A 20,852-nucleotide genomic window follows, 5' to 3' on the forward strand; every position below is an offset into this window, starting at 1 on the left:
ATTCCTTTGAGCGTCAGGCGCGCGCGGGCGCGGATTGGGGAGGACGGTTCACCAGCAGCAGCAGGGCGCCGGCCACCAGCAGGGCGGAGATCGCGTACAGGCCGCCAGCCAGGCTGCCGGTGGATTCCTTGACCCAGCCGATGATGGACGGGCTGAGAAAGCCGCCCAGCAGGCCGATGCTGTTGATCAGCGCGATGCCGCCCGCCGCGGCTTCCCCTTGCAGGTACTGCGACGGAATCGCCCAGAATACCGTGTAGGCGGCCCACATGAAGCCCGTGGCCAGCGTGATGGCCGTCAGGGATAGCGCGAATTGCGTCGGCGCCGCGGTGGCGATGCACAGCGCCACGCCGGCCAGCAGCGCCGGCACCAGCGTGTGCCAGCGGCGTTCGCGCAGGCGGTCGGAACTGCGCGCGAACCCCAGCATGAAGACCGCCGCGGCCACGTACGGGATCGCCGAGTACAGGCCGATCTGCATGGTGTCCTGCACCCCGGCCAGCTTGAGCAGCGTCGGCAGCCAGAAGCTGACCGCATAGATGCCGCAGATCAGGCAGAAGTAGGTCAGCGCCATGCCGTAGATGGCGGGGTCGCGCAGCACCTGGGCGAAGGCGTGCTTCTTGTGCGCGCCGCGGCTGTCCAGGTCGGCGGCCAGCAGCGCCTTTTCCTCGGCGCTGAGCCAGCGCGCCTCGGCCGGCTTGTCGTCCAGGTAGCGGAAGGCGATGACGCCCAGCAGCACACAGGGCAGGCCTTCGAGCAGGAACATCCATTGCCAGCCATCCAGCCCGTGCGCGCCGGAGAAGGCCGTCATGATCCAGGCCGAGACCGGCCCGCCGACGATGCCGCCGATCGGGCCGGCCAGCATCACCACCGCCATGACGCCGGCCATGCGCGACTGCGAGTACCAGTAGGTCAGGTAGAAGATCATGCCGGGGGCGAAGCCGGCCTCGAACACGCCCAGCATGAAGCGCAGGACGTAGAAGCTCCATTCGCCCTGCACGAACAGCATCGAGGCCGAGGTCAGGCCCCACAGCACCATGATGCGGCTGATTGTGCGGCGCGCGCCGATGCGCGTCAGCAGCAGGTTACTGGGCACCTCGAACATCACGTAGCCGAGAAAGAAGATGCCGGCGCCCAGGCCGTAGACGGCATCCGAGATGCCGATGTCCTGCTGCATCTGCAGCTTGGCGAAGCCGATGTTGATGCGGTCCAGGTAGGCGAACACATAACAGAGCAGCAGGAACGGCAGCAGCCGCCAGGTGATCTTGCGGTATAGCGGACCCAGGCGCGGATCGGCGCCTGGCGTGGCCTGATGGGGCATTGCGTGTCTCCTCGCGGGCGGGTCTGCGCCCGCCGCGGTGGGTGGGATGGCGGCGGGGCCCGGGCGGGTCCGCGCGGCGTCCATATTGCGAGCACACTGTGTTCGAAACAATGACCTGGGTGATAAATTGTCGTTGCCTTCAGAGCAACGGAAAACAAAAGGGGAAACCATGGCGGAAATCAGCCAGACGCGGCTGAAGTACTTCAACGAGGTCGTGGCCTGTGGCTCGATCCGCGGCGCGGCCGACAAGCTCGGCACCGCGCCCTCGGTCATCAGCCGCCAGATCCAGTTGCTGGAAAAGGAACTGGGCGTGGCGCTGTTCGAGCGCCGCGCGCGCGGACTGACGCCGACCGAGGCCGCCGACATGCTGCTGGAATACCATCGCGCCTGCCGCGCGCAGCAGGAACACCTGAACACGCGCCTGCAGGAACTGCGCGGCATGCGGCGCGGCAACGTCCATCTGATGATCAGCGAAGGCTTCATCGACAGCCTGATGGAGCACGTGGTGGGGCCGTTCTGCATCGAACACCCGCGCATCAACGTCAGCGTCAACGTCGGCTCGGTCAACGAGGTGGTCGAGGCGGTGGCCACGGATGCCGCGCACATCGGCCTGGCCTACAACCCGCCGGTCGATCCGCGGCTGCGCTGCCGCGCCAGCCGCAAGCATCCGGTCTGCCTGCTGGCGCCGCCAGGCCATGCGCTGGCGCGGCGCCGCGCGCCGCTCACCATCGCCGACATCCTGCCGTATCCATTCGCGCTGATGTCCGCGCCGTATGGCTTGCGCCAGGCGGTCGACCTGCTGGAGTTCACGGAACGCATCCACCTGACGCCGAGCTTGACCACCAATTCGCTGCGCGTGCTCAAGCAGTACGCGATCAGCGGCGCCGGGGTGACGCTGATGCCGAACCTGGGCGTGCATCACGAATTGGCCAGCGGCGAACTGGTGGCGCTGCCGATCGCGCATCCGATCCTGAGCGCGCCCGAGTGCCAGATGCTGCTGCGTCTGGGGCGGCCGCTGTCATCGGCCGCCAACGAGGTGGTGCGGCGCATCGAACAGCGCCTGCCGGCATTCGCGGCGCCGTAATGGCGGCATGTGTGCCAAGGGCAGGGGGGGCAATGCCCGGCCCGGGCTGCGGGTGGATTTCGTTACGGATGGCGGCGCGTGAATATTGAAAGTTCCAGTATTCATGCGCTTTTTCAGCCATTTTTCTGCTGTAGGTCAATAAACAAGCCATTCTTCTGGTGAAATCGCCATGTAATGGGCTTTTCGGGGTGGTGTCAGCTACAATGGCAGCACTTTCGGAGGTTTCTATGTCGGTAATATCCGATATCAAAATACGCCCCCTGGAGCGCGGCGACCTGCACTTCGTGCACAAGATCAACAATAACGACGTCATCATGCGTTATTGGTTCGAAGAGCCTTACGAGGCCTACGACGAACTGGTCGCCCTCTATGACCGCCACTTGCATGACCAGAACGAGCGGCGCTTCATCATCGAGCACGACACCGGCCAGCCGGCCGGCCTGGTGGAACTGGTGGAGATCGACTACATCCACCGCCGCGCCGAATTCCAGATCATCATCGCGCCCAGCTACCAGGGCCGGGGCTACGCCAAGGCCGCCACCCGCATCGCGGTGGGCTACGCCTTCCGCGTGCTGAACCTGCACAAGGTCTACCTGGTGGTGGACAAGGACAACCGCGCCGCCGTGCACATCTACGAGCGCTGCGGCTTCCAGATCGAAGGGCTGCTCAAGGAAGAGTTCTTTTCCAACGGCGCCTACCGCGACGCCTACCGCATGGCGCTGTTGCAGCACGATCACCTGCGCGAGGTCGGGCCGGGCGCCCCGGACGCGCCGGTGCTGCGCGACTGGCCGCAGGAAGAACAGACGGGCTGACGCGCGGCGCGATCGGCGTTGCATCGCCGCATGATCGAGGCGGCCCCGGCCGCCTTCCCGGGCAGTGCGGCTTGAACGATCAGACGGCGCGGGAGCGCGGCGCCGCGCCGATGTGGAAAAACGCCCCGGCAGGAGATTCCTGCCGGGGCGTTTCGCATCAGGGCGCTGCCGGGGCGGCCCGCAGCAGCCGCAAGCCGTTGGCCACCACCAGCAGGCTGGCGCCGACGTCGGCGAACACCGCCATCCACAGCGTGGCGTTGCCGGTCATCGCCAGCGCCAGGAACACCACCTTGATGCCGAGCGCCAGCGCGATGTTCTGCACCAGCACGCGGTGGGTGGCGCGCGACAGGCGCAGGAAGGTGCCGATCTTGCGCAGGTCGTCGTCCATCAGCGCCACGTCGGCCGTTTCGATGGCGGTGCCGGTGCCGGCCGCGCCCATGGCGAAGCCGATATCGGCGCGGGCCAGGGCCGGGGCGTCGTTGATGCCGTCGCCGACCATGCCGACCTTGCCGGCGGGCGCCAGCTTGCTTTCGATGGCGGCCAGCTTGTCTTCCGGCAGTTGATCGCCGCGCGCTTCGTCGATGCCGACCTGGCGCGCGATGGCTTGCGCCGTGGGCGTGTTGTCGCCCGTCAGCATCAGGGTGCGCACGCCCAGCGCGTGCAGGTCGGCGATGGCGGCCGCGCTGGTGGGCTTGACCGTGTCGGCCACCGCCGCCAGCGCCAGCACGCGCTGGCCATCGCTGAGCGCGATGGCGCTCTTGCCCTGCTGTTCCAGTTCGTCGAAACGGGCTTCCAGCTTTTCGTCCGACACGCCCAGCTCGCGCATCAGGCGGCGGTTGCCCAACTGGAACAGCACGCCGTCCACCTTGCCGCTGACGCCGCGGCCGGGCAGGGCGGTGAAGTCGTCCACGTCCAGCAGGGCCTGGCCGGCGTCGCGCGCGGCGTTGGCCACGGCCAGCGAGACCGGGTGGTCCGAGCGCGCCGCCAGGCTGGCGGCAATCCGCGCAGCGGGCTGGCGCGTCAGGTCGGAGACGTCCCAGTCCTGCTGGTCGGTCTGCACCGGCTTGCCATGGGTCAGCGTGCCGGTCTTGTCCAGCGCCAGCCACTTCAGGTTGCGGCCTTCCTCCAGGTACACGCCGCCCTTGACCAGGATGCCGCGGCGCGAGGCCGCCGTCAGGCCGCTGACGATGCTGACCGGCGTGGAGATCACCAGGGCGCAGGGGCAGGCGATGATCAGCAGCGCGAGGGCGCGATAGATCGCGTCGAACCAGGGCTGCGCCCACAGCAGCGGCGGCAGCACCGCCACCAGCACCGCCACGCCCACCACGGCAGGCGTGTAGATGCGCGAGAAACGGTCGATGAAGCGCTGGGTTGGCGCGCGCGCGCCCTGGGCCTGTTCGACCGCGTGGATGATGCGCGCCAGCGTGGTGTTGCCCGCCGCCGCGGTGACGCGGTAGTCGAACGAGCCGGCCGTGTTGACGGTGGCCGCATACACCTGATCGCCCTCGGCCTTTTCCACCGGCAGGCTTTCGCCCGTGATGGGGGACTGGTCCACCGCCGAGCGGCCGCTGACGATGATGCCGTCGGCGGCGATGCGTTCGCCCGGTCGCACCCGCACCACGTCGTCGATCTGCAGTTGCGCCGCCGGCACCGATTGCCAGCCGCCGTCGGCCTGGCGCACGGTGGCGGTTTCGGGCGCCAGGTCCAGCAGGCCGCGGATGGCATTGCGGGCGCGGTCGAGCGAACGGGCCTCGATCAGTTCAGCCACATTGAACAGGAACATCACCATGGCCGCTTCCGGCCACTGGCCGATCAGCACCGCGCCGGTGACGGCGATGCTCATGAGCGCGTTGATGTTCAGGTTGCCGTTGCGCACGGCGATCCAGCCCTTGCGGTAGGTGCTGATGCCGCAGGCCAGGATGGCGGCGACCGCCAGCGCGGCGGTGACGCCCCAGTGCATGCCGGCGAAGTGCGAGGCTTCGGACAGCGCGGCAAGCACGCCGGCGCCGCCGATGGCCCACCAGTTCACGCGCGCGGCGGCCGGGGCCGGCGTGCGCGGCGCGTCGTCGGCCAGCGGTTCGGGCGTCATCCCCAGCGACTTGATGGCCGCGGTGATGCGGTCCAGCGCGCCCTCGGCGTGCACCACCGTCAGGATGCGCTGCATCAGGTTGAAGTCCAGCGCGTGCACGCCGTCGACGCTGTCGAGCTTCTTGCGGATCAGCGTTTCCTCGGTCGGGCAGTCCATCTGGCCGATGCGCAGGCGCGCCAGCAACTGGCCCGGGCCGGCCTGCAGCACGGCCGCGCCGCCGGCGGACATCTGGATGTTGCCGGCATCGTGGCCGCAGCAGGCCGAGGCGCCGTGGTCATGCGTCCGCGCATGGGCATGGCCGTGATCGCGGTCGTGGTCGTGGCTGTGATTGTGATCGTGATCGTGGCCGTGATCGTGATCATGGCCGGCGCCTTCGTGGCGATGGCCGGCGGCCGAGGCGGCCTTGCCTTGCGCGGGGCCGCAGCATGCGCCGGCGTGGTCATGCCCGCCGGACGCAGCCGGGGTCTTGGCGCCGCAGCAGGCGTCCGGTCGTCCGGAAGCGGTGGGATCGGTATGTTTGTTCGTTGCGCAAGACATTCGCGTTGCCTTTTCGTAAGCCATTGACCGTATTCCACACCTTGGAGTTACTATAGGGTCAACCCCCTTTAATCCATCGGATGCGTCCGGGAGGCATGATGCGTATCGGCGAATTGGCCACGGCGGCCGGCACCACGGTCGAAACCGTCAGGTATTACGAAAAGGAAGGGCTGCTGCCCGCCCCGGAACGGGGACTGAACAACTACCGCAGCTACGGCCAGCCCCACCTGGAGCGCCTGCGGCTGATCCGCAACTGCCGCGCGCTGGACATGACGCAGGACGAGATCCGCGCCATCCTGTCGCTGGCCGACAATCACCAGGCAGGATGTGGCCCCATTAATGAACTGTTCGATGAGCACATCTCCCACGTGGACGAGCGCATCGCCGAGCTGACCCAGTTGAAGACGCAATTGACCGATCTGCGCCAGCGCTGCCTGTCGGCGCGGCCCGACGCGGAAGACTGCGGCATCCTGCACGGCCTGTCGGAAATGCAGGTCGAGGAACGCCAGGAACGCCATACCCACCTGGGTTGAATCCGCCAGTCGCCATGCGCCGGGCAGGGGGATAGCCGTCCCCCGCGCGGCCATGGCGTAATATGAGAACCCTTCTCTTTCCCATTTGGGAAACCGCCAGAATCCTGTTACCTGTGCCTGACTCCATGACCCAGACCGCCACCGCCACGCCCCTGCATGCCATCACCTCGCGCCGTTCCGTGAAGTTCCTGCGGGGTCCGGCGCCCAAACCCGCCGAGCTTGAACAGATCCTGCAGGCCGCCATGTCGGCCCCCGACCACGGCGCGCTGCGCCCGTGGCGCTTCGTGGTGATCCAGGGCGAGGCCATCGGCAAGCTGGCCGACGTGGCGCTGGAAGCCGTCAAGCGCAGCGGCGATCCGCGCATGACGCCGGAAAAGGAAAAGTCGGTGCGCGAGTGGATGGCCGGCGTGCCGCTATTCGTCGCCGTGGCGCAGAAGATCGCCCACGACAACACCAAGATCCCCGAGGCCGAGCAACTGCTGGCCACCGGCTGCGCCACCATGAACATCCTGAACGCCGCCCACATGCTGGGCTACGGCGCGTTCTGGAGCACCGGCATCGGCACCTACGTCGAAGACGTGCAGGCGGCGCTGGGCCTGGATTCGCTCGACTACCGCTTCCTCGGCTTCCTGGCGATCGGCACGCCGGCGTGCGCGGTGCCGCCGGCCAACCGCCCGGACTACCGCGAGTTCGTCACCGAGTGGACCGGTCCGGTCTGAGGCGCGTCGTGGCGCAAAAAAACCGGCTGCTGGCCGGTTTTTTTTGCGTGCGTCGCTTACCGTTGCGACGCGATGGGCCGGAAGGCCGCGCGCACGAGTTTCTCCAGGCCCCAGCCCACGGCATAGAAGAGGGCCAGCGTCGGCAGCCCGATCAGCAGGTAGCCGCCGACCCAGGACAGCTCACCGAGCAGCCGGTCCAGGTTCAGTTCGTGCAGCAGCGCAAGCTGCAAGGCCAATGGCAATTGCAGCAGCACGAAGCGGCCCTTGTCGTCGCCGTCGGCCGACAGCGCGCCGGCGATGCAGAGGATGACGATGGCGAGGTAAAGCGCGGCAAACACGATGCCGGTCCAGCTGAACCCTTTCGAGGCAGTCAATCGAGGCACGTCGGTTTCCAGGGGAATCGGAAGCCGCAAGTATAGAGGTCGGCCAGATGCGGTCCAGCGAGCCAAGCCGCCCAGCCAAGCCGCCCAGCCAAGCCACCGAGCCACGACACCGAGCCACGACACCGAGCCAGGCCGATGTTGCTCGCCATCCGGCTGCACCGGGCAGGCTTGCGCGGCCGCCAATAAATGACAATAATTCTTATTGTTGATTAGCCCGCCCTCCCATTCCCCGCCATGTCCCATCCCGCGCAGCCGACGCCGCACCCCGCCGCCCAGCTGTACGAGGCCCATCATCCGTGGCTGCTGGAATGGCTGCGGCGCCGGTTGGGCTGCCGCCATGACGCCGCCGACCTGGCGCACGATACCTTCCTGCGGGTGCTGGCCGGGCGCCAGACCGAGCCGATCCACGAACCCCGCGCGTTCCTGACCACGCTGGCGCAGCGCACGCTGTATACCTTCTGGCGCCGCCGCGAGCTCGAGCGCGCCTATCTCGACAGCCTCGAATCCCTGCCGCAGGCCTGCGCGCCCAGCGAGGAACAGCGCGCGCTGGTGGTCGAGGCCCTGATGCAGATCGACCGCGCCCTGCAACGCCTGCCGGCGCGCGCCCGCCAGATATTCCTCCTGAGCCAGTTGCACGAACTGACCTATCCGCAGATCGCCGAGCAGCTCGGCGTGTCGGCCATCACCGTCCGGCGCGGCATGAAGCAGGCCATCACGCTGTGCGTGGCCGCGCGCCTGGCCGCATGAGCGCGCCCGCGCTGCCGGCCGCCGTCGAGGCGGCGGTCGACTGGATGGTGCTGCTGTCGTCGGGCGAGGCAAGCGCCGCCGACCGCGCCCGGTTCGAGGCCTGGCACCGGATCGACTCGCGCCACGCCGCCGCCTGGGATCTGGTCACCGGCGCCCTCGACAGCACCTTTGCGCCGCTGGGCGAGGGCGCCTCCTCCCGGGCGGCCGGCGCGGCGCTGCTGGCGCCGACCTCGCGCCGCCGGGCGCTGCGCAATGCCTTGATGCTGGCGCTGGCGGCCGGCGGGCTGGCCGCCCTGGTCGATCGCCAGACGCCGTTGCGGACCCTGGCCGCGGACCTGCGCACCGGCACTGGCGAACGCCGTGCCTATCCGCTGCCGGACGGCAGCGTGGTCACCCTGAACGCGCGCTCCGCCGTCGACCTGCAGTTCGATGACCGCGTCCGCGTGCTGCGGTTGCGCGAGGGCGCGGTCTACGTGCGGGTGGCGGCGGACGCCGAGCGGCCCTTCATCGTCGCCAGTCGCGATGGCGAGGTGCAGGCCTTGGGCACGGTGTTCGGCGTGGCGCGCGATGCGCGGGGCAGTGTCGCCTGTGTGATCGAGCACAGTGTCGAGATCCGCGCGGCAGGCCAGCGGCGCACGCTGGCGGCGGGCGAGGGCGCGCGCTTCGGCGCGGATGGCATCGGCGCGCCAGACGCCGCGCTGGCCGAGGCCGCCGCCTGGCAAGACGGCATGCTGGTGGTGCGCGACCAGCCGCTGGGCGAGGTGGTGGCGGCATTGCGGCCATACCGGCGCGGCTTCCTGCGCATCTCTCCCGAGGCCGCCCGGCTGCGGGTGCTGGGCGCGTTTCCGTTGGACAACACCGACCGCGTGCTGGAATCCCTGCGCCAGACGCTGCCGATCGAGGTCGCCACGCTGGGCGGCTGGCTGGTCAGCATCGACCTGCGCGCCGATGCCGCCAAAAAAAAATGATCGCTTGCGGCGGGCTCGCTGGACATACCTCCTGAAGCACCCCCTTGTCGCAGGAGATTCCATGTTCCCCGTTCGTCCCGCGCCGCAGCTTGCGGCCGCGTTCCTCATCGCCCTGGCCGCGCCGGCCGGTATCGCCCAGGCCCAGGCGGGCGACCAATCGGGCGCGCCCATGGCGCAGCGCTACGATCTGCCCGCCGCGCCGCTGGCCGAGACCCTGACCCGTATCGCGCGCCAGAGCGGCCAGGCGGTGTCGGTCGATCCGGCGCTGGTGGCGGGCCGCCAGGCCCCGGCCGTGGCCGGCACCTACACCGCCGAGCAGGCCTTGCGCCAGGCGCTGGCGGGCAGCGGCCTGGAATTGCGCGTCACCGCCAATGGCACGTTCAGCGCGCGGCCCCTGCCGCAGGCGGGCGACGCCACCCTGCTGGCGCCGGTGCGCGTGACCGGCGCGGCCGAATCGCCCTCCGGCCCGCTGCATGGCTACGCCGCCCGCGTCAGCGCCACCGGCACCAAGACCGATACGCCCATCATCGAGACGCCGCAGTCGATCACGGTGGTCGGCGCAGAGGAAATCGAGACGCTCAAGGCGCAGAGCCTGCAGGACGCGCTGGGCTACGTGGCGGGCGTGAGCCGCGCGGAAGGCCAGGATCGCACCTCCGACAGCCTGTTCCTGCGCGGCTTTCGCGGCAGTCAGGGCAGCTACTATCGCGATGGCACGCTGTACACCGTGAACATCTACAACGGACGGCAGGAACTGTACGGGCTGGAACGGGTCGAGTTCCTCAAGGGCGCCGCCTCGGTGCTCTACGGCGCGGCGCCGCCGGGCGGGGTCATCAACACGGTCAGCAAGCGGCCCACGACCGAGCCGCTGCATGAACTGAACGTCGAGGCGGGCAACTTCCGCCGCAAGCAGATCTCCGGCGACTTCGGCGGCGCGCTCGATGACGAGGGTAAATGGTCTTACCGCCTGACCGCCTTGAAGCGCGACAGCGACACCTTCATCGATCACGTGCCGGACGACCGGACCTACGTGGCCCCGGCCCTCAAGTGGCAACCCAGCGATGCCACTTCGCTGACCCTGCTGGCGGAATACCAGGAGGACCGCACGGCCTACGTCTACGGCCTGCCTGGCCAGGGCACGGTCCTGCCCAATCCCAACGGCAGGATTCCCCGCAATCGATTCACGGGGGAACCTGGCTTCGACAAGTTCATCATGAAGCGCTATTCGATCGGCTACCTGTTCGAACACGCGTTCACGGACCAGCTCAAGCTGCGCAACAGCGTGCGCTACTTCCACGCGGACAGCACCTATTTCTCCACCGACATCTGGCAGCTACAGGCCGACCAGCGCCACACCGCCGATCGCGGCGCGATGCCGCGCTGGGATCGGTCTTCGGCGGTTGTGGCCGATACCTCGCTGCAGTACGACGCCACGACCGGCCCGCTGCGCCACACGCTGCTGGCGGGCCTGGACTACTCGCTGCCCAGGCACGAGACCGAGCGCTACCTGCGCAGCAATACCAATATCGATCTCTATGACCCGGTCTATGGCGTCCCCCTGGGACCGGCCACGCCGTTCCCGCGGTCGTCCTCGAAAACCGACATGAAGCGCCTGGGGGTGTACCTGCAGGATCAGGTCAAGATCGCCGATAAGTGGGTGGTGCTGCTGGGCGGACGGCACGATTGGGTCACGGTCAACGAACGCAATTTCTTCACCGGCGAAAAGATCGCGGACAATGAAAAGAGCCAGGCCTTCACCGGCCGCGCCGGCATCGTCTACCTGGCCGACAACGGCCTGGCGCCGTTCCTGAGCTACAGCGAATCGTTCGAGCCGACCAGCGGCCAGGATCGCCAGGGCAGCCGTTTCAAGCCCACCACCGGTCAGCAGTACGAAGCCGGGGTGCGCTACCAGCCGGCGGGGGCGGACACCATGCTGTCGGCGGCGGTGTACCAGCTCACCCGCAAGAACGTGAACGTGACCGACCCGTTCGACACGAACTACGAGATCCAGGCAGGTCAGGCGCGCGCCCGCGGATTGGAGCTGGAAGCGCGCACCCGCCTCGGCCGCCACGCCAACCTGATCGCCGCCTACGCCTACACCGATGCGCGCACCCTCAAGGCCAGCCCGCTGCAACCGGACGAGGTCGGAAAGCGTCTGAATTCGGTGCCGTTCAACCAGTTCTCGGTCTGGGGCGACTACGGCTTCGGCGCCTTCGGCCTGCCGGGGCTGCGGATCGGCGCGGGCGTGCGCTACGTCGGCAGCACGCGCGGCCTGGCGCACGGCACGGCGGTCGAGGTGCCATCCTTTACGCTGTTCGACGCCATGGTCAGCTACACCTCCGGGCCATGGCGATTCGCGCTCAACGCCACCAACCTGGCCGACAAGACCTACATCGGCAACTGCACCTATGGTTGCTTCTACGGCGAGCCGCGCCGCGTGATCGGCACGGCGACCTACCGCTGGTGATAGCGGGCCGGCAGGGGAGTGCAATCCCCTGCCGCGCGCGCCGGCGCGGCCCCTGTCTCGGGGCCGCGCCCTGTGCTACTCTGGCTCCCGGCCGTGCATGTTCATCCCTTTGCACAGGCCGACGATGGCAATGTCCGAGGTCACCCCCCCGGGCAGTGTCTTGGTAAGAAGAATGCGCATGACACGATCAAGCGTGGAGACAATTCATGAGCCAATACGGGCCGCTGAAGTTGCACGTCCCCGAGCCCACCGGGCGTCCGGGTTGCAAGACCGACTTTTCCTACCTGCGCCTGTCGCCGCCCGGCGAGGTGCCCAAGCCCCCCATTGATGTCGCCGCGATCGACACCGGCAGCCTGGCCTACAGCCTGGTGCGGGTCATCGACGACGACGGCCGCGCCGTCGGCCCGTGGGCGCCGGAGATCAGCGACGAGCTGTTGCGCCGAGGCATGCGCACCATGCTCAAGACGCGCATCTTCGATGGCCGCATGCTGACCGCCCAGCGCAAGAAGAAGATCTCCTTCTACATGCAGAGCCTGGGCGAAGAAGCCATCGGCTCGGCCCACGCGCTGGCGCTGGAGCAGGGCGACATGTGTTTCCCGACCTACCGCCAGCAGAGCATCCTGCTGGCGCGCGACGTGTCGCTGGTGACCATGATGTGCCAGCTCATGTCCAACGAGCGCGACCCGCTCAAGGGGCGCCAGTTGCCGGTCATGTATTCCGACCGCGAGAACGGCTTCTTCACCATCTCGGGCAACCTGGCCACGCAGTTCATCCAGGCGGTGGGCTGGGGCATGGCCTCGGCCATCAAGGGCGACACCCGCATCGCGTCGGGCTGGATCGGCGACGGCGCCACCGCCGAGGCGGACTTCCACACCGCGCTGACCTTTGCCCACGTGTACCGCGCGCCGGTGATCCTGAACGTGGTCAACAACCAGTGGGCCATCTCGACCTTCCAGGCCATCGCCGGGGGCGAGGGCGCCACCTTCGCCGGCCGCGGCGTCGGCTGCGGCATCGCCTCGCTGCGGGTGGACGGCAACGATTTCCTGGCGGTCTACGCCGCCTCGCGCTGGGCCGCCGAACGCGCCCGCCGCAACCTCGGCCCCACCCTGATCGAATGGGTGACCTACCGCGCGGGCCCGCACTCCACCTCCGACGATCCCTCCAAGTACCGTCCCGGCGACGACTGGAGCCACTTCCCGCTGGGCGACCCGATCGAGCGCTTCAAGAAGCACCTGATCCTGCGTGGCATCTGGTCCGAGGCCGAGCACGACGCGGTGCGCGCCGAGCTCGACGCCGAGATCCAGGCGGCGCAGAAGGAAGCGGAAAGCTACGGCACCCTGGTGGACGGCCACGTCCCCAGCGCCGCCAGCATCTTTGAAGACGTCTACAAGGACATGCCGGAGCACCTGCGCCGGCAACGTCAGCAGCTCGGAGTGTGAGTCATGGCTATCGATAACAATGTTGGTCCGGCGTCCGCGCCGATGACCATGATCCAGGCTTTGCGCTCGGCCATGGATGTGATGCTGGAGCGTGACGGCAACGTGGTGGTGTTCGGCCAGGACGTGGGCTATTTCGGCGGCGTGTTCCGCTGCACCGAGGGCCTGCAGGCCAAGTACGGCAGCTCGCGCGTGTTCGACACGCCGATCTCCGAAGGCGGCATCGTCGGCGTGGCGGTGGGCATGGGCGCCTACGGCCTGCGGCCGGTGTGCGAGATCCAGTTCGCCGACTATTTCTATCCGGCTTCCGACCAGATCGTGTCGGAAGCGGCGCGCCTGCGCTACCGCTCGGTGGGCGAATTCATCGCGCCCATGACCATCCGCATGCCCTGCGGTGGCGGTATCTACGGCGGCCAGACCCACAGCCAGAGCCCCGAGGCCATGTTCACCCAGGTCTGCGGGCTGCGCACGGTGATGCCGTCCAACCCGTACGACGCCAAGGGCCTGCTGATCGCGTCCATCGAAAACGACGATCCGGTCATCTTCCTGGAACCCAAGCGCCTGTACAACGGCCCGTTCGACGGCCACCACGACCGTCCCGTGACGCCGTGGACCGGACGCCCGGGCAGCGTGGTGCCGACCGGCTACTACACCGTGCCGCTGGACACCGCCGCGATCGTGCGGCCGGGCAACGCGCTGACGGTGCTGACCTACGGCACCACCGTGCACGTGTCGCTGACCGCGGCCGAGGAAACCGGCATCGATGCCGAGGTCATCGACCTGCGCAGCCTGTGGCCGCTGGACCTGGAGACTATCGTCAACTCGGTCAGGAAGACCGGCCGCTGCGTCGTGGTGCACGAAGCCACGCGCACCTGCGGCTTCGGCGCCGAACTGATCGCGCTGGTGCAAGAACACTGCTTCCATCACCTCGAAGCGCCCGTCGAGCGCGTGACCGGTTGGGACACTCCCTATCCGCACGCGCAGGAATGGGCGTATTTCCCCGGCCCGCGCCGGGTCGGCGAAGCGTTCAAGCGCGCGATGGAGGTGTGAGATGGGGATTCATGTCATCAAGATGCCCGACATCGGCGAAGGCATTGCCGAGGTCGAACTGGTGGGCTGGCACGTCAAGGTGGGCGACACGGTCGCCGAGGACCAGCCGCTGGCCGACGTCATGACCGACAAGGCCACGGTCGAGATCCCGTCGCCCGTGGTCGGCCGCGTGGTCGCGCTGGGCGGCGAAGTCGGCCAGGTCATGGCCGTGGGCGGCGAACTGATCCGCCTGGAAGTGGAAGGCGAAGGCAATCTCAAGGGTGACGCGGCGGCGCAGAAACCGCAGGCCGCGCCCGCGCCGGCGGCAAGCGCGCCGGCCGCCGAGTCGACGCCGGCCAAGGCCGACAAGACCCCGGCCGGCGGCGTTGCCGGCCAGATCGCCGCGTCGCTGCAATCGTCCGCCGCCGCGCCGCAAGCGCCCTCCGCGCCGTCCAGCCGTCCGGCCGCCGCGCGCCAGGCGCCCGCCGCGGCCCGCGAACCCGGCGAAAAGCCGCTGGCCTCGCCGGCGGTGCGCAAGCGCGCCTGGGACCTGGGCATCGAGCTGCGCTACGTGCACGGCAGCGGCCCGGCCGGCCGCGTCATGCACGAGGACCTGGACGCCTACCTGCAAGGGCAGGGCGCGGCCACGACCGCGCGCGGCCCGGCCTACGCCGAGCGCAACGACGAAGAGCAGGTGGCGGTGATCGGCCTGCGCCGCAAGATCGCGCAGAAGATGGCCGAGTCCAAGCGCCGCATTCCGCATTTCAGCTACGTGGAGGAAATCGACGTCACCGAGCTCGAGGACCTGCGCGTCAGCCTGAACGCGAAGTTCGGCGAGTCGCGCGGCAAGCTGACGCTGCTGCCGCTGCTGGCGCGCGCCATGGTGATCGCGCTGCGCGACTTCCCGCAGATCAACGCCCGCTATGACGACGAGGCCGGCCAGGTGACGCGCTATGGCGCCGTGCACATCGGCATCGCCACGCAGAGCGACGGCGGCCTGATGGTGCCGGTGATGCGCCACGCCGAAACCCGCGACCTGTGGTCGATGGCGGCCGAGATCGGCCGGCTGGCGCAGGCGGTGCGCGCCGGCAGCGCCGGACGCGACGAGCTGTCCGGTTCGACCATCACCATCACCAGCCTGGGGCCGCTGGGCGGCATCGTCACCACGCCGGTCATCAACCATCCCGAGGTCGGCATCGTGGGCGTGAACCGCATCGTCGAGCGGCCCGCCTTCCGCAATGGCGCCGTGGTGGCGCGCAAGCTGATGAACCTGTCGTCCTCGTTCGACCACCGCGTGGTCGACGGTATGGACGCGGCCCGCTTCATCCAGGCCGTGCGCGCGCTGCTGGAACAACCCGCGCTGCTTTTCGTGGAGTAAGCATGAGCCAGACTACCAAGACGACAACCCTGCTGGTGATCGGCGGCGGGCCTGGCGGCTATGTGGCCGCGATCCGCGCCGGGCAACTGGGCGTGCCCACCATCCTGGTCGAGGGCGACCGGCTGGGCGGCACCTGCCTGAACATCGGCTGCATTCCGTCCAAGGCGCTGATCCACGCGGCCGAGGAATTCGACAAGGCGCGGCATTACGCCGGCCAGTCGGCGCTGGGCATCTCGGTGTCGGCGCCCGCCATCGACATTGGCCGCACCGTGGCCTGGAAGGACGGCATCGTCGGCAAGCTGACCGGCGGCGTGGGCGCGCTGCTCAAGAAGAACGGCGTGCAGGTGGTGCAGGGCTGGGCCAGCCTGCTGGACGGCAAGACCGTCGAGGTCGAGGGCGCCGACGGCAGCCGCCAGCGCATCCAGTGCGAGCACCTGCTGCTGGCGGCCGGCTCCGAGCCGACGCCGCTGCCCTCGGTGCCGTTCGGCGGCATGGTGGTGTCCTCGACCGAGGCGCTGTCGCCGGCCGACATCCCGAAGAAGCTGGTGGTGGTGGGCGGCGGCTACATCGGCCTGGAACTGGGCACGGTGTACCGCAAGCTGGGCGCCGAGGTGGCCGTGGTCGAGGCGCAGGACCGCATTCTGCCGACCTACGACGCGGAACTCACCAAGCCCGTCGCCGCCGCACTGGCCAGGCTGGGCGTCGAGCTGCACCTGGGCCGCAAGGTGCTGGGGCTGAATGGCGCAGGCACGGCGGTGCGGATCCAGGATGCCAGCGGCGCCGAGACCGCGCTGCCGGCCGACCGGGTGCTGATCGCCGTCGGCCGGCGTCCGCGCACGCAGGGCTGGGGCCTGGAAAATCTGCAGCTTGACCGCAAGGGCAACGCACTGCGCATCGACGACCAGTGCCGCACCTCCATGCGCGACGTCTGGGCCATTGGCGACCTCGCCGGCGAGCCGATGCTGGCGCACCGCGCCATGGCGCAGGGCGAGATGGTGGCTGAGCTGGTGGCGGGCAAGCGCCGCCACTTCCAGCCGGCCGCGATCCCGGCGGTGTGCTTCACCGATCCCGAAGTCGTGGTGGCCGGCCTGTCGCCGGCCGAGGCCGAAGCGGCCGGGCTGGATTGCCTGGCGGCCTCGTTCCCGTTCGCCGCCAACGGCCGCGCCATGACGCTGGAGTCCACCGACGGTTTCGTGCGGGTGGTGGCCCGTCGCGACAACCACCTGATCGTGGGCTGGCAGGCGGTGGGGCGGGGCGTGTCGGAACTGTCGACGGCGTTCGGCCAGTCGCTCGAAATGGGCGCGACGCTGGAGGACGTGGCGGGCACGATCCATGCCCATCCGACCCTGGGCGAAGCGGTGCAGGAAGCCGCGCTCAAGGCGCTGGGGCACGCGCTGCACATCTAGAGAAGCTGTCGCGGCGTATCCGGAGCCGTGGTGGTGGGCATCCTGCCCGCCGCCGCGGCTTTTTCCTGTGCGGGCCCGTTTGCCGGACGGCATGGGTTGCCCGTGATGCGCGCAGGACACGCGGCGCGGACGCGTTCAAGGCAACAGGCCTGGAACGCCCGCGTGCGTGCTCGCTAGCGGCGCGCGTCGATGTAGGGCCGCGCCTGCAGGATGATGATCCTGTCGCCGACCACCGCCCATTCGATGTCCTGGTCGACCTGGCCCAGGCGCTGCTTGACCTGCCGGCCCACGGCGGCCAGCCGCGCCACCAGCGCGTCGTTCAGCACCTGGCGCGCGTCCGCCGCGATCGGCACTTCGCGCACGCCGCCGCCGGCGTCGGCCACCAACTGCGTGTCCTCGGCCGAGCGGCTCAGCACTTGCACCGCCTTGGACCAGCTCGAATACATCACCTGCTCGGCCTGGCGCTTGCCTTCCACCACCTTGATGCCCAGGCCGCGCTTGGCCGAGATGTAGGTCACGTAGCGGCGGCTGGCGTCGAACGGATCGCGCGTGATCATGACGCCGGAGCTGTCGGACGGCGCCGCCAATTGCACCAGCACGGCCATCACCACCGCGTCCTGGGGGATGCCCGCCGCGCGCCGCGCCTCGTAGGCGTCGAAGTTGTAGACCGAGGCCCACACGGTCTGCACCGCCTTGGCCAGCGCGTCCGGCTGGGTGACGTTGGGCACGGTGGTGTACAGGCCGGCGCCGCTGAAGCCGGGCAGGTCCTCGGAATTGGACGAGCTGCGCACGAACACGCCCGCGCCCTTCAGGCGCGATTGCCACAGCGCCCGCCAGGATTCGGCCTGCGCCGGGTCGACGGCGGCCTGCATGATGTCCTGGCGCAGGGCCGCCAGTTCCTTGCGCCGGACTTCGGCGTCGGCCACGAAGTCGGCGCGCTGTTCCAGCGCCGCCACCCGTTGCGCCACGTTCAGCCGCTTCATGAAGGCGGCGTATTGCGCGAACGGGATGCAGAAGCCGTCCGGCACGCTGGCGGCCGGCGGCAATGCGGAGCGGAGCGCGCCCAGGTTGGCGGCCTTGACGCCGCAATGGCGGCTGTCGCGCACGGCCAGGGCATCGAGCGGCTTGAGCGCCTGCACCGTCAGGTCCGGCTTGGGCAGTTGCGCGCGCGGCTTGGGCGGCGTGGCCGGCGGTTGGTTGGCGGGCTTGTCGCTGGGCCGCACCTGGTAGTCGTTGCCGCTGACAGTCAGCGTGACCCACTGGCCGTCGTACTGGCGCAGTGCGGTGGTGGCGTCGCGCACGTAGGCGTTGGGAATGCCCCAGCCCTTGGCCAGCAGGTTGACGTGCGACAGCAGCGTGGACGGGCGCTGCGTGATCAGGCCGGCCACGGGCGGGATGGCGATCGGCACTTCGTCCAGCACCACGATGTCGTCGCGCTTGAGGTCGGGCGTGGCCTCGACCGAGGCGACGATGCGCAGCCGGCCCTGCGCGCTGCCGGGGTTCAGCGGCAGAAACGCCTGTTCGCGCAGCAGCGCTTCCTGGGTCACGAAGGTCAGGCCGGCGGTAGCGGCGGCCTGTTCGTGCAGCGTCGAGTTGGTCTTGAAGCGGACCGGGGCATAGAAGCTTTTGGCGACCACCTCGTCGGCCAGCTTCAGCAGTTCGGGGGTGAGGCGGTCGCCTTCCCAGAATTCATAGGTGTAGCCGGGCAGGTCGCGCTGCCAACTGAGGGTGCCGAACAGCAGGCGGCGGTTGGGATCCTTGTATTGCGCGGTCAGCGCGGCCTTGTCCTTGCCGGGCAGCAGGCGGCGCTCCCGCGCGAAGGTCTCGTGCAGGCCGTAGCGCGGCGTGTCCAGGTAATGGATGCGGTTGCCGCGCTGGCGGTCGATCACGAACAGCACGTGCGGGATTTCCAGCGGCGTGCCGGCGTTGTAGACGCGCGCCAACTGGCGGAACGCGGCTTCGTCGTCGATCCGGGCCATGAAGGCGGGACCGCCGCGGCGCGCGTCCTCGGCCTTGCGCGCCGCGATCTCCTCGGGGGTCAGCGGCCGGGGGGCCCTGAAGGGCTCGATGACGTTGTTTTCGTACGGCGACGGCTTGCGCGCGGTCTGCGCCTGGGCGGCGGGGAGGGCGGCAAGCGCCAGCAGGCAGGCGGTCGTCAGGATGGCCGGACGGGACAGGGGCGACGGAAACCAGGACGCGCGCAGGGCTGGCATGGGGCAGGGGCTGAGTGGAAAAGCGCCCATCATAGCGAACCCGTCCCCGCCGCTCGTGCGAGATCGGAAACGAGGAATGACACGCCGTGACAGGTAATTTGCGTAGCGTGGCCACAAAAGAAAACGGCCCCGGAAATCCGGGGCCGCCTGTTTTCGAGCGAGGGAACCGCGGGCTTACTGCGCCGCCGTTTCCTGCAGCACGCGGCGGGCTTCCTCGGCCACGCGTTCGGGGGCGGTGCCGCCCACGTGCTTGCGCGCGGCGACCGAGCCTTCCAGCGTCAGCACCTGGTGCACGTCGTCGCCGATGGTCGGGTGATAGGCCTTGAGTTCGTCCAGCGACAGGTCGGCCAGGTCGCAGCCGCGCTGTTCGCAGTCGCGCACGGCGTGGGCCACCACTTCGTGGGCATCGCGGAACGGCACGCCGCGCTTGACCAGGTAGTCGGCCAGGTCGGTGGCGGTGGCGAAGCCCTGCAGCGCGGCGGCGCGCATGTTGTCGGCCTTGACCTTGATGCCGGCCGCCATGTCGGCGAAGATCGTGAGCGTGTCGCGCACGGTGTCGACGGTGTCGAACAGGCCTTCCTTGTCTTCCTGGTTGTCCTTGTTGTAGGCCAGGGGCTGGCCCTTCATCAGGGTCAGCAGGGCGACCAGGTTGCCGTTGACGCGGCCGGTCTTGCCCCGCGCCAGTTCGGGCACGTCGGGGTTTTTCTTCTGCGGCATGATCGAGCTGCCGGTGCAGAAGCGGTCGGCCAGGTCGATGAAGCCGACGCGCGGGCTCATCCACAGCACCAGTTCTTCGGACAGGCGCGAGACGTGCGTCATGATCAGCGCGCCGGCGGCGCAGAACTCGATGGCGAAGTCGCGGTCGGAGACGGCGTCGAGCGAATTGCGGCAGACGCCGTCAAAGCCCAGGGTCTTGGCGACGCGTTCGCGGTCGATCGGGAACGAGGTGCCGGCCAGGGCGGCGGCGCCCAGCGGCAGGCGGTTGACGCGGCGGCGGCAGTCGGCCAGGCGCTCGGCGTCGCGGCCGAACATCTCGGCGTAGGCCAGCAGGTGGTGGCCGAACGTGACGGGCTGGGCCACCTGCAGGTGGGTGAAGCCCGGCATGATGGTGGCGGCGTTGTCCAGCGCCACCGTGGCCAGCGCGTGGCGCAACTGGCGCAGCAGGTCGATCAGGGTGTCGATCTCGCCGCGCAGCCACAGGCGGATGTCGGTGGCCACCTGGTCGTTGCGCGAACGGCCGGTGTGCAGGCGCTTGCCGGCATCGCCGACCAGCTCGACCAGGCGCTTCTCGATGTTCAGGTGCACGTCTTCGAGGTCGAGCAGCCACTGGAAGCTGCCGGCGTCGATTTCCGACAGGATCTGGGTCATGCCGCGCTGGATGTCGGCCAGGTCCTGGGCGCCGATAATGCCCTGGGCCGCCAGCATGTCGGCGTGCGCCAGCGAACCCTGGATGTCGACGCGCGCCAGGCGCTTGTCGAAGTCCACGGACGCCGTGTAGCGTTTGACGAGTTCGGAAACCGGTTCCGAGAACCGGGCGGACCAGGCCTGCGCCTTGTTGGCGAACTGGTTTTGATCGGGGGAGGGAGTGTTTGCCATGATGGCGGGGATTATAGGGCCTGCCTCGGGCGCCTGACGAATCCGGCGCGACGCTGTTGCGGCTGGAAACGCGCGGCGGCGCGAGTTGTCGGATAATTCAGGGTCATATCCGGCGGTCTACGGCGTTTTTCCATCGCCGAGCC

The 20,852-nt window shown here is 69.0% G+C and carries 16 protein-coding genes; 11 read left to right on the forward strand and 5 right to left on the reverse strand.

Annotated features, from left to right (window positions below; all coding sequences use genetic code 11):
• Positions 1-13: 13 nt before the first annotated feature.
• On the reverse strand, positions 14-1,315 hold the full coding sequence (locus ACUDCK_RS10865) for an MFS transporter (protein WP_175168136.1): 1,302 nt from the start codon (positions 1,313-1,315) through the stop codon (positions 14-16).
• Positions 1,316-1,484: 169 nt separating this feature from the next.
• Here ACUDCK_RS10865 and ACUDCK_RS10870 point away from each other — a divergent pair, with 169 nt between their 5' ends.
• The gene (locus ACUDCK_RS10870) at positions 1,485-2,399 is read left to right on the forward strand and encodes a LysR family transcriptional regulator (protein ID WP_054504107.1); all 915 of its coding nucleotides are present in this window, start codon (positions 1,485-1,487) and stop codon (positions 2,397-2,399) included.
• 227 nt (positions 2,400-2,626) lie between these two features.
• Positions 2,627-3,211 (forward strand): spermidine N1-acetyltransferase, encoded by a 585-nt coding sequence (gene speG, locus ACUDCK_RS10875; protein WP_049074529.1) that lies wholly within the window; start codon positions 2,627-2,629, stop codon positions 3,209-3,211.
• Positions 3,212-3,368: 157 nt separating this feature from the next.
• On the opposite strand, the gene ACUDCK_RS10880 is transcribed toward speG, so the two are convergent.
• Complete coding sequence (locus ACUDCK_RS10880; protein WP_175168137.1) at positions 3,369-5,837, reverse strand: heavy metal translocating P-type ATPase; 2,469 nt, start codon at positions 5,835-5,837, stop codon at positions 3,369-3,371.
• Between the two features lie 98 nt (positions 5,838-5,935).
• Between ACUDCK_RS10880 and cadR the strand changes: the two genes are divergently transcribed.
• Together cadR and ACUDCK_RS10890 are read left to right on the forward strand one after the other, a co-directional pair.
• The gene (gene cadR, locus ACUDCK_RS10885; protein ID WP_006386392.1) at positions 5,936-6,370 is read left to right on the forward strand and encodes a Cd(II)/Pb(II)-responsive transcriptional regulator; all 435 of its coding nucleotides are present in this window, start codon (positions 5,936-5,938) and stop codon (positions 6,368-6,370) included.
• A 125-nt stretch (positions 6,371-6,495) separates the two neighbouring features.
• Entirely contained in the window at positions 6,496-7,089 is a 594-nt protein-coding gene (locus ACUDCK_RS10890) for a nitroreductase family protein (RefSeq protein ID WP_116793315.1), read from the forward strand.
• Between the two features lie 56 nt (positions 7,090-7,145).
• Here ACUDCK_RS10890 and ACUDCK_RS10895 read toward each other — a convergent pair whose 3' ends face one another.
• On the reverse strand, positions 7,146-7,472 hold the full coding sequence (locus tag ACUDCK_RS10895; protein ID WP_054504110.1) for a hypothetical protein: 327 nt from the start codon (positions 7,470-7,472) through the stop codon (positions 7,146-7,148).
• Between the two features lie 234 nt (positions 7,473-7,706).
• Between ACUDCK_RS10895 and ACUDCK_RS10900 the strand changes: the two genes are divergently transcribed.
• The 7 genes from ACUDCK_RS10900 (at position 7,707) to lpdA (ending at position 16,900) form a co-directional block, all read left to right on the forward strand.
• Complete coding sequence (locus ACUDCK_RS10900; protein WP_116793314.1) at positions 7,707-8,219, forward strand: sigma-70 family RNA polymerase sigma factor; 513 nt, start codon at positions 7,707-7,709, stop codon at positions 8,217-8,219.
• A complete protein-coding gene (locus ACUDCK_RS10905) occupies positions 8,216-9,187 on the forward strand; it encodes a FecR domain-containing protein (RefSeq protein ID WP_175168138.1) in 972 nt (323 codons plus the stop codon). The genes ACUDCK_RS10900 and ACUDCK_RS10905 overlap by 4 nt, the downstream gene beginning before the upstream one ends.
• 61 nt (positions 9,188-9,248) lie before the next feature.
• Positions 9,249-11,651 carry a TonB-dependent siderophore receptor gene (locus ACUDCK_RS10910; RefSeq protein WP_372414558.1) on the forward strand — a complete coding sequence of 801 codons (2,403 nt, stop codon included), beginning with the start codon at positions 9,249-9,251 and terminating at the stop codon, positions 11,649-11,651.
• A 206-nt stretch (positions 11,652-11,857) separates the two neighbouring features.
• Entirely contained in the window at positions 11,858-13,090 is a 1,233-nt protein-coding gene (locus ACUDCK_RS10915) for a 3-methyl-2-oxobutanoate dehydrogenase (2-methylpropanoyl-transferring) subunit alpha (RefSeq protein ID WP_006386387.1), read from the forward strand.
• A 3-nt stretch (positions 13,091-13,093) separates the two neighbouring features.
• The gene (locus ACUDCK_RS10920; protein ID WP_054415994.1) at positions 13,094-14,137 is read left to right on the forward strand and encodes an alpha-ketoacid dehydrogenase subunit beta; all 1,044 of its coding nucleotides are present in this window, start codon (positions 13,094-13,096) and stop codon (positions 14,135-14,137) included.
• 1 nt (position 14,138) lies between these two features.
• On the forward strand, positions 14,139-15,494 hold the full coding sequence (locus tag ACUDCK_RS10925) for a dihydrolipoamide acetyltransferase family protein (RefSeq protein WP_175168140.1): 1,356 nt from the start codon (positions 14,139-14,141) through the stop codon (positions 15,492-15,494).
• Between the two features lie 2 nt (positions 15,495-15,496).
• Positions 15,497-16,900 carry a dihydrolipoyl dehydrogenase gene (gene lpdA / locus ACUDCK_RS10930; RefSeq protein WP_054508127.1) on the forward strand — a complete coding sequence of 468 codons (1,404 nt, stop codon included), beginning with the start codon at positions 15,497-15,499 and terminating at the stop codon, positions 16,898-16,900.
• A gap of 173 nt (positions 16,901-17,073) precedes the next feature.
• Here the strand turns inward: lpdA and ACUDCK_RS10935 are convergent, their stop codons facing one another.
• Both ACUDCK_RS10935 and argH read right to left on the reverse strand, forming a co-directional pair.
• Positions 17,074-19,113 (reverse strand): PEP/pyruvate-binding domain-containing protein, encoded by a 2,040-nt coding sequence (locus tag ACUDCK_RS10935; protein ID WP_175168141.1) that lies wholly within the window; start codon positions 19,111-19,113, stop codon positions 17,074-17,076.
• A 174-nt stretch (positions 19,114-19,287) separates the two neighbouring features.
• The gene (gene argH, locus ACUDCK_RS10940; RefSeq protein WP_020927273.1) at positions 19,288-20,709 is read right to left on the reverse strand and encodes an argininosuccinate lyase; all 1,422 of its coding nucleotides are present in this window, start codon (positions 20,707-20,709) and stop codon (positions 19,288-19,290) included.
• Positions 20,710-20,852: the final 143 nt, after the last annotated feature.

The sequence above is a fragment of the Achromobacter sp. CF-sbj1-Ac2-l genome, assembly GCF_052698165.1.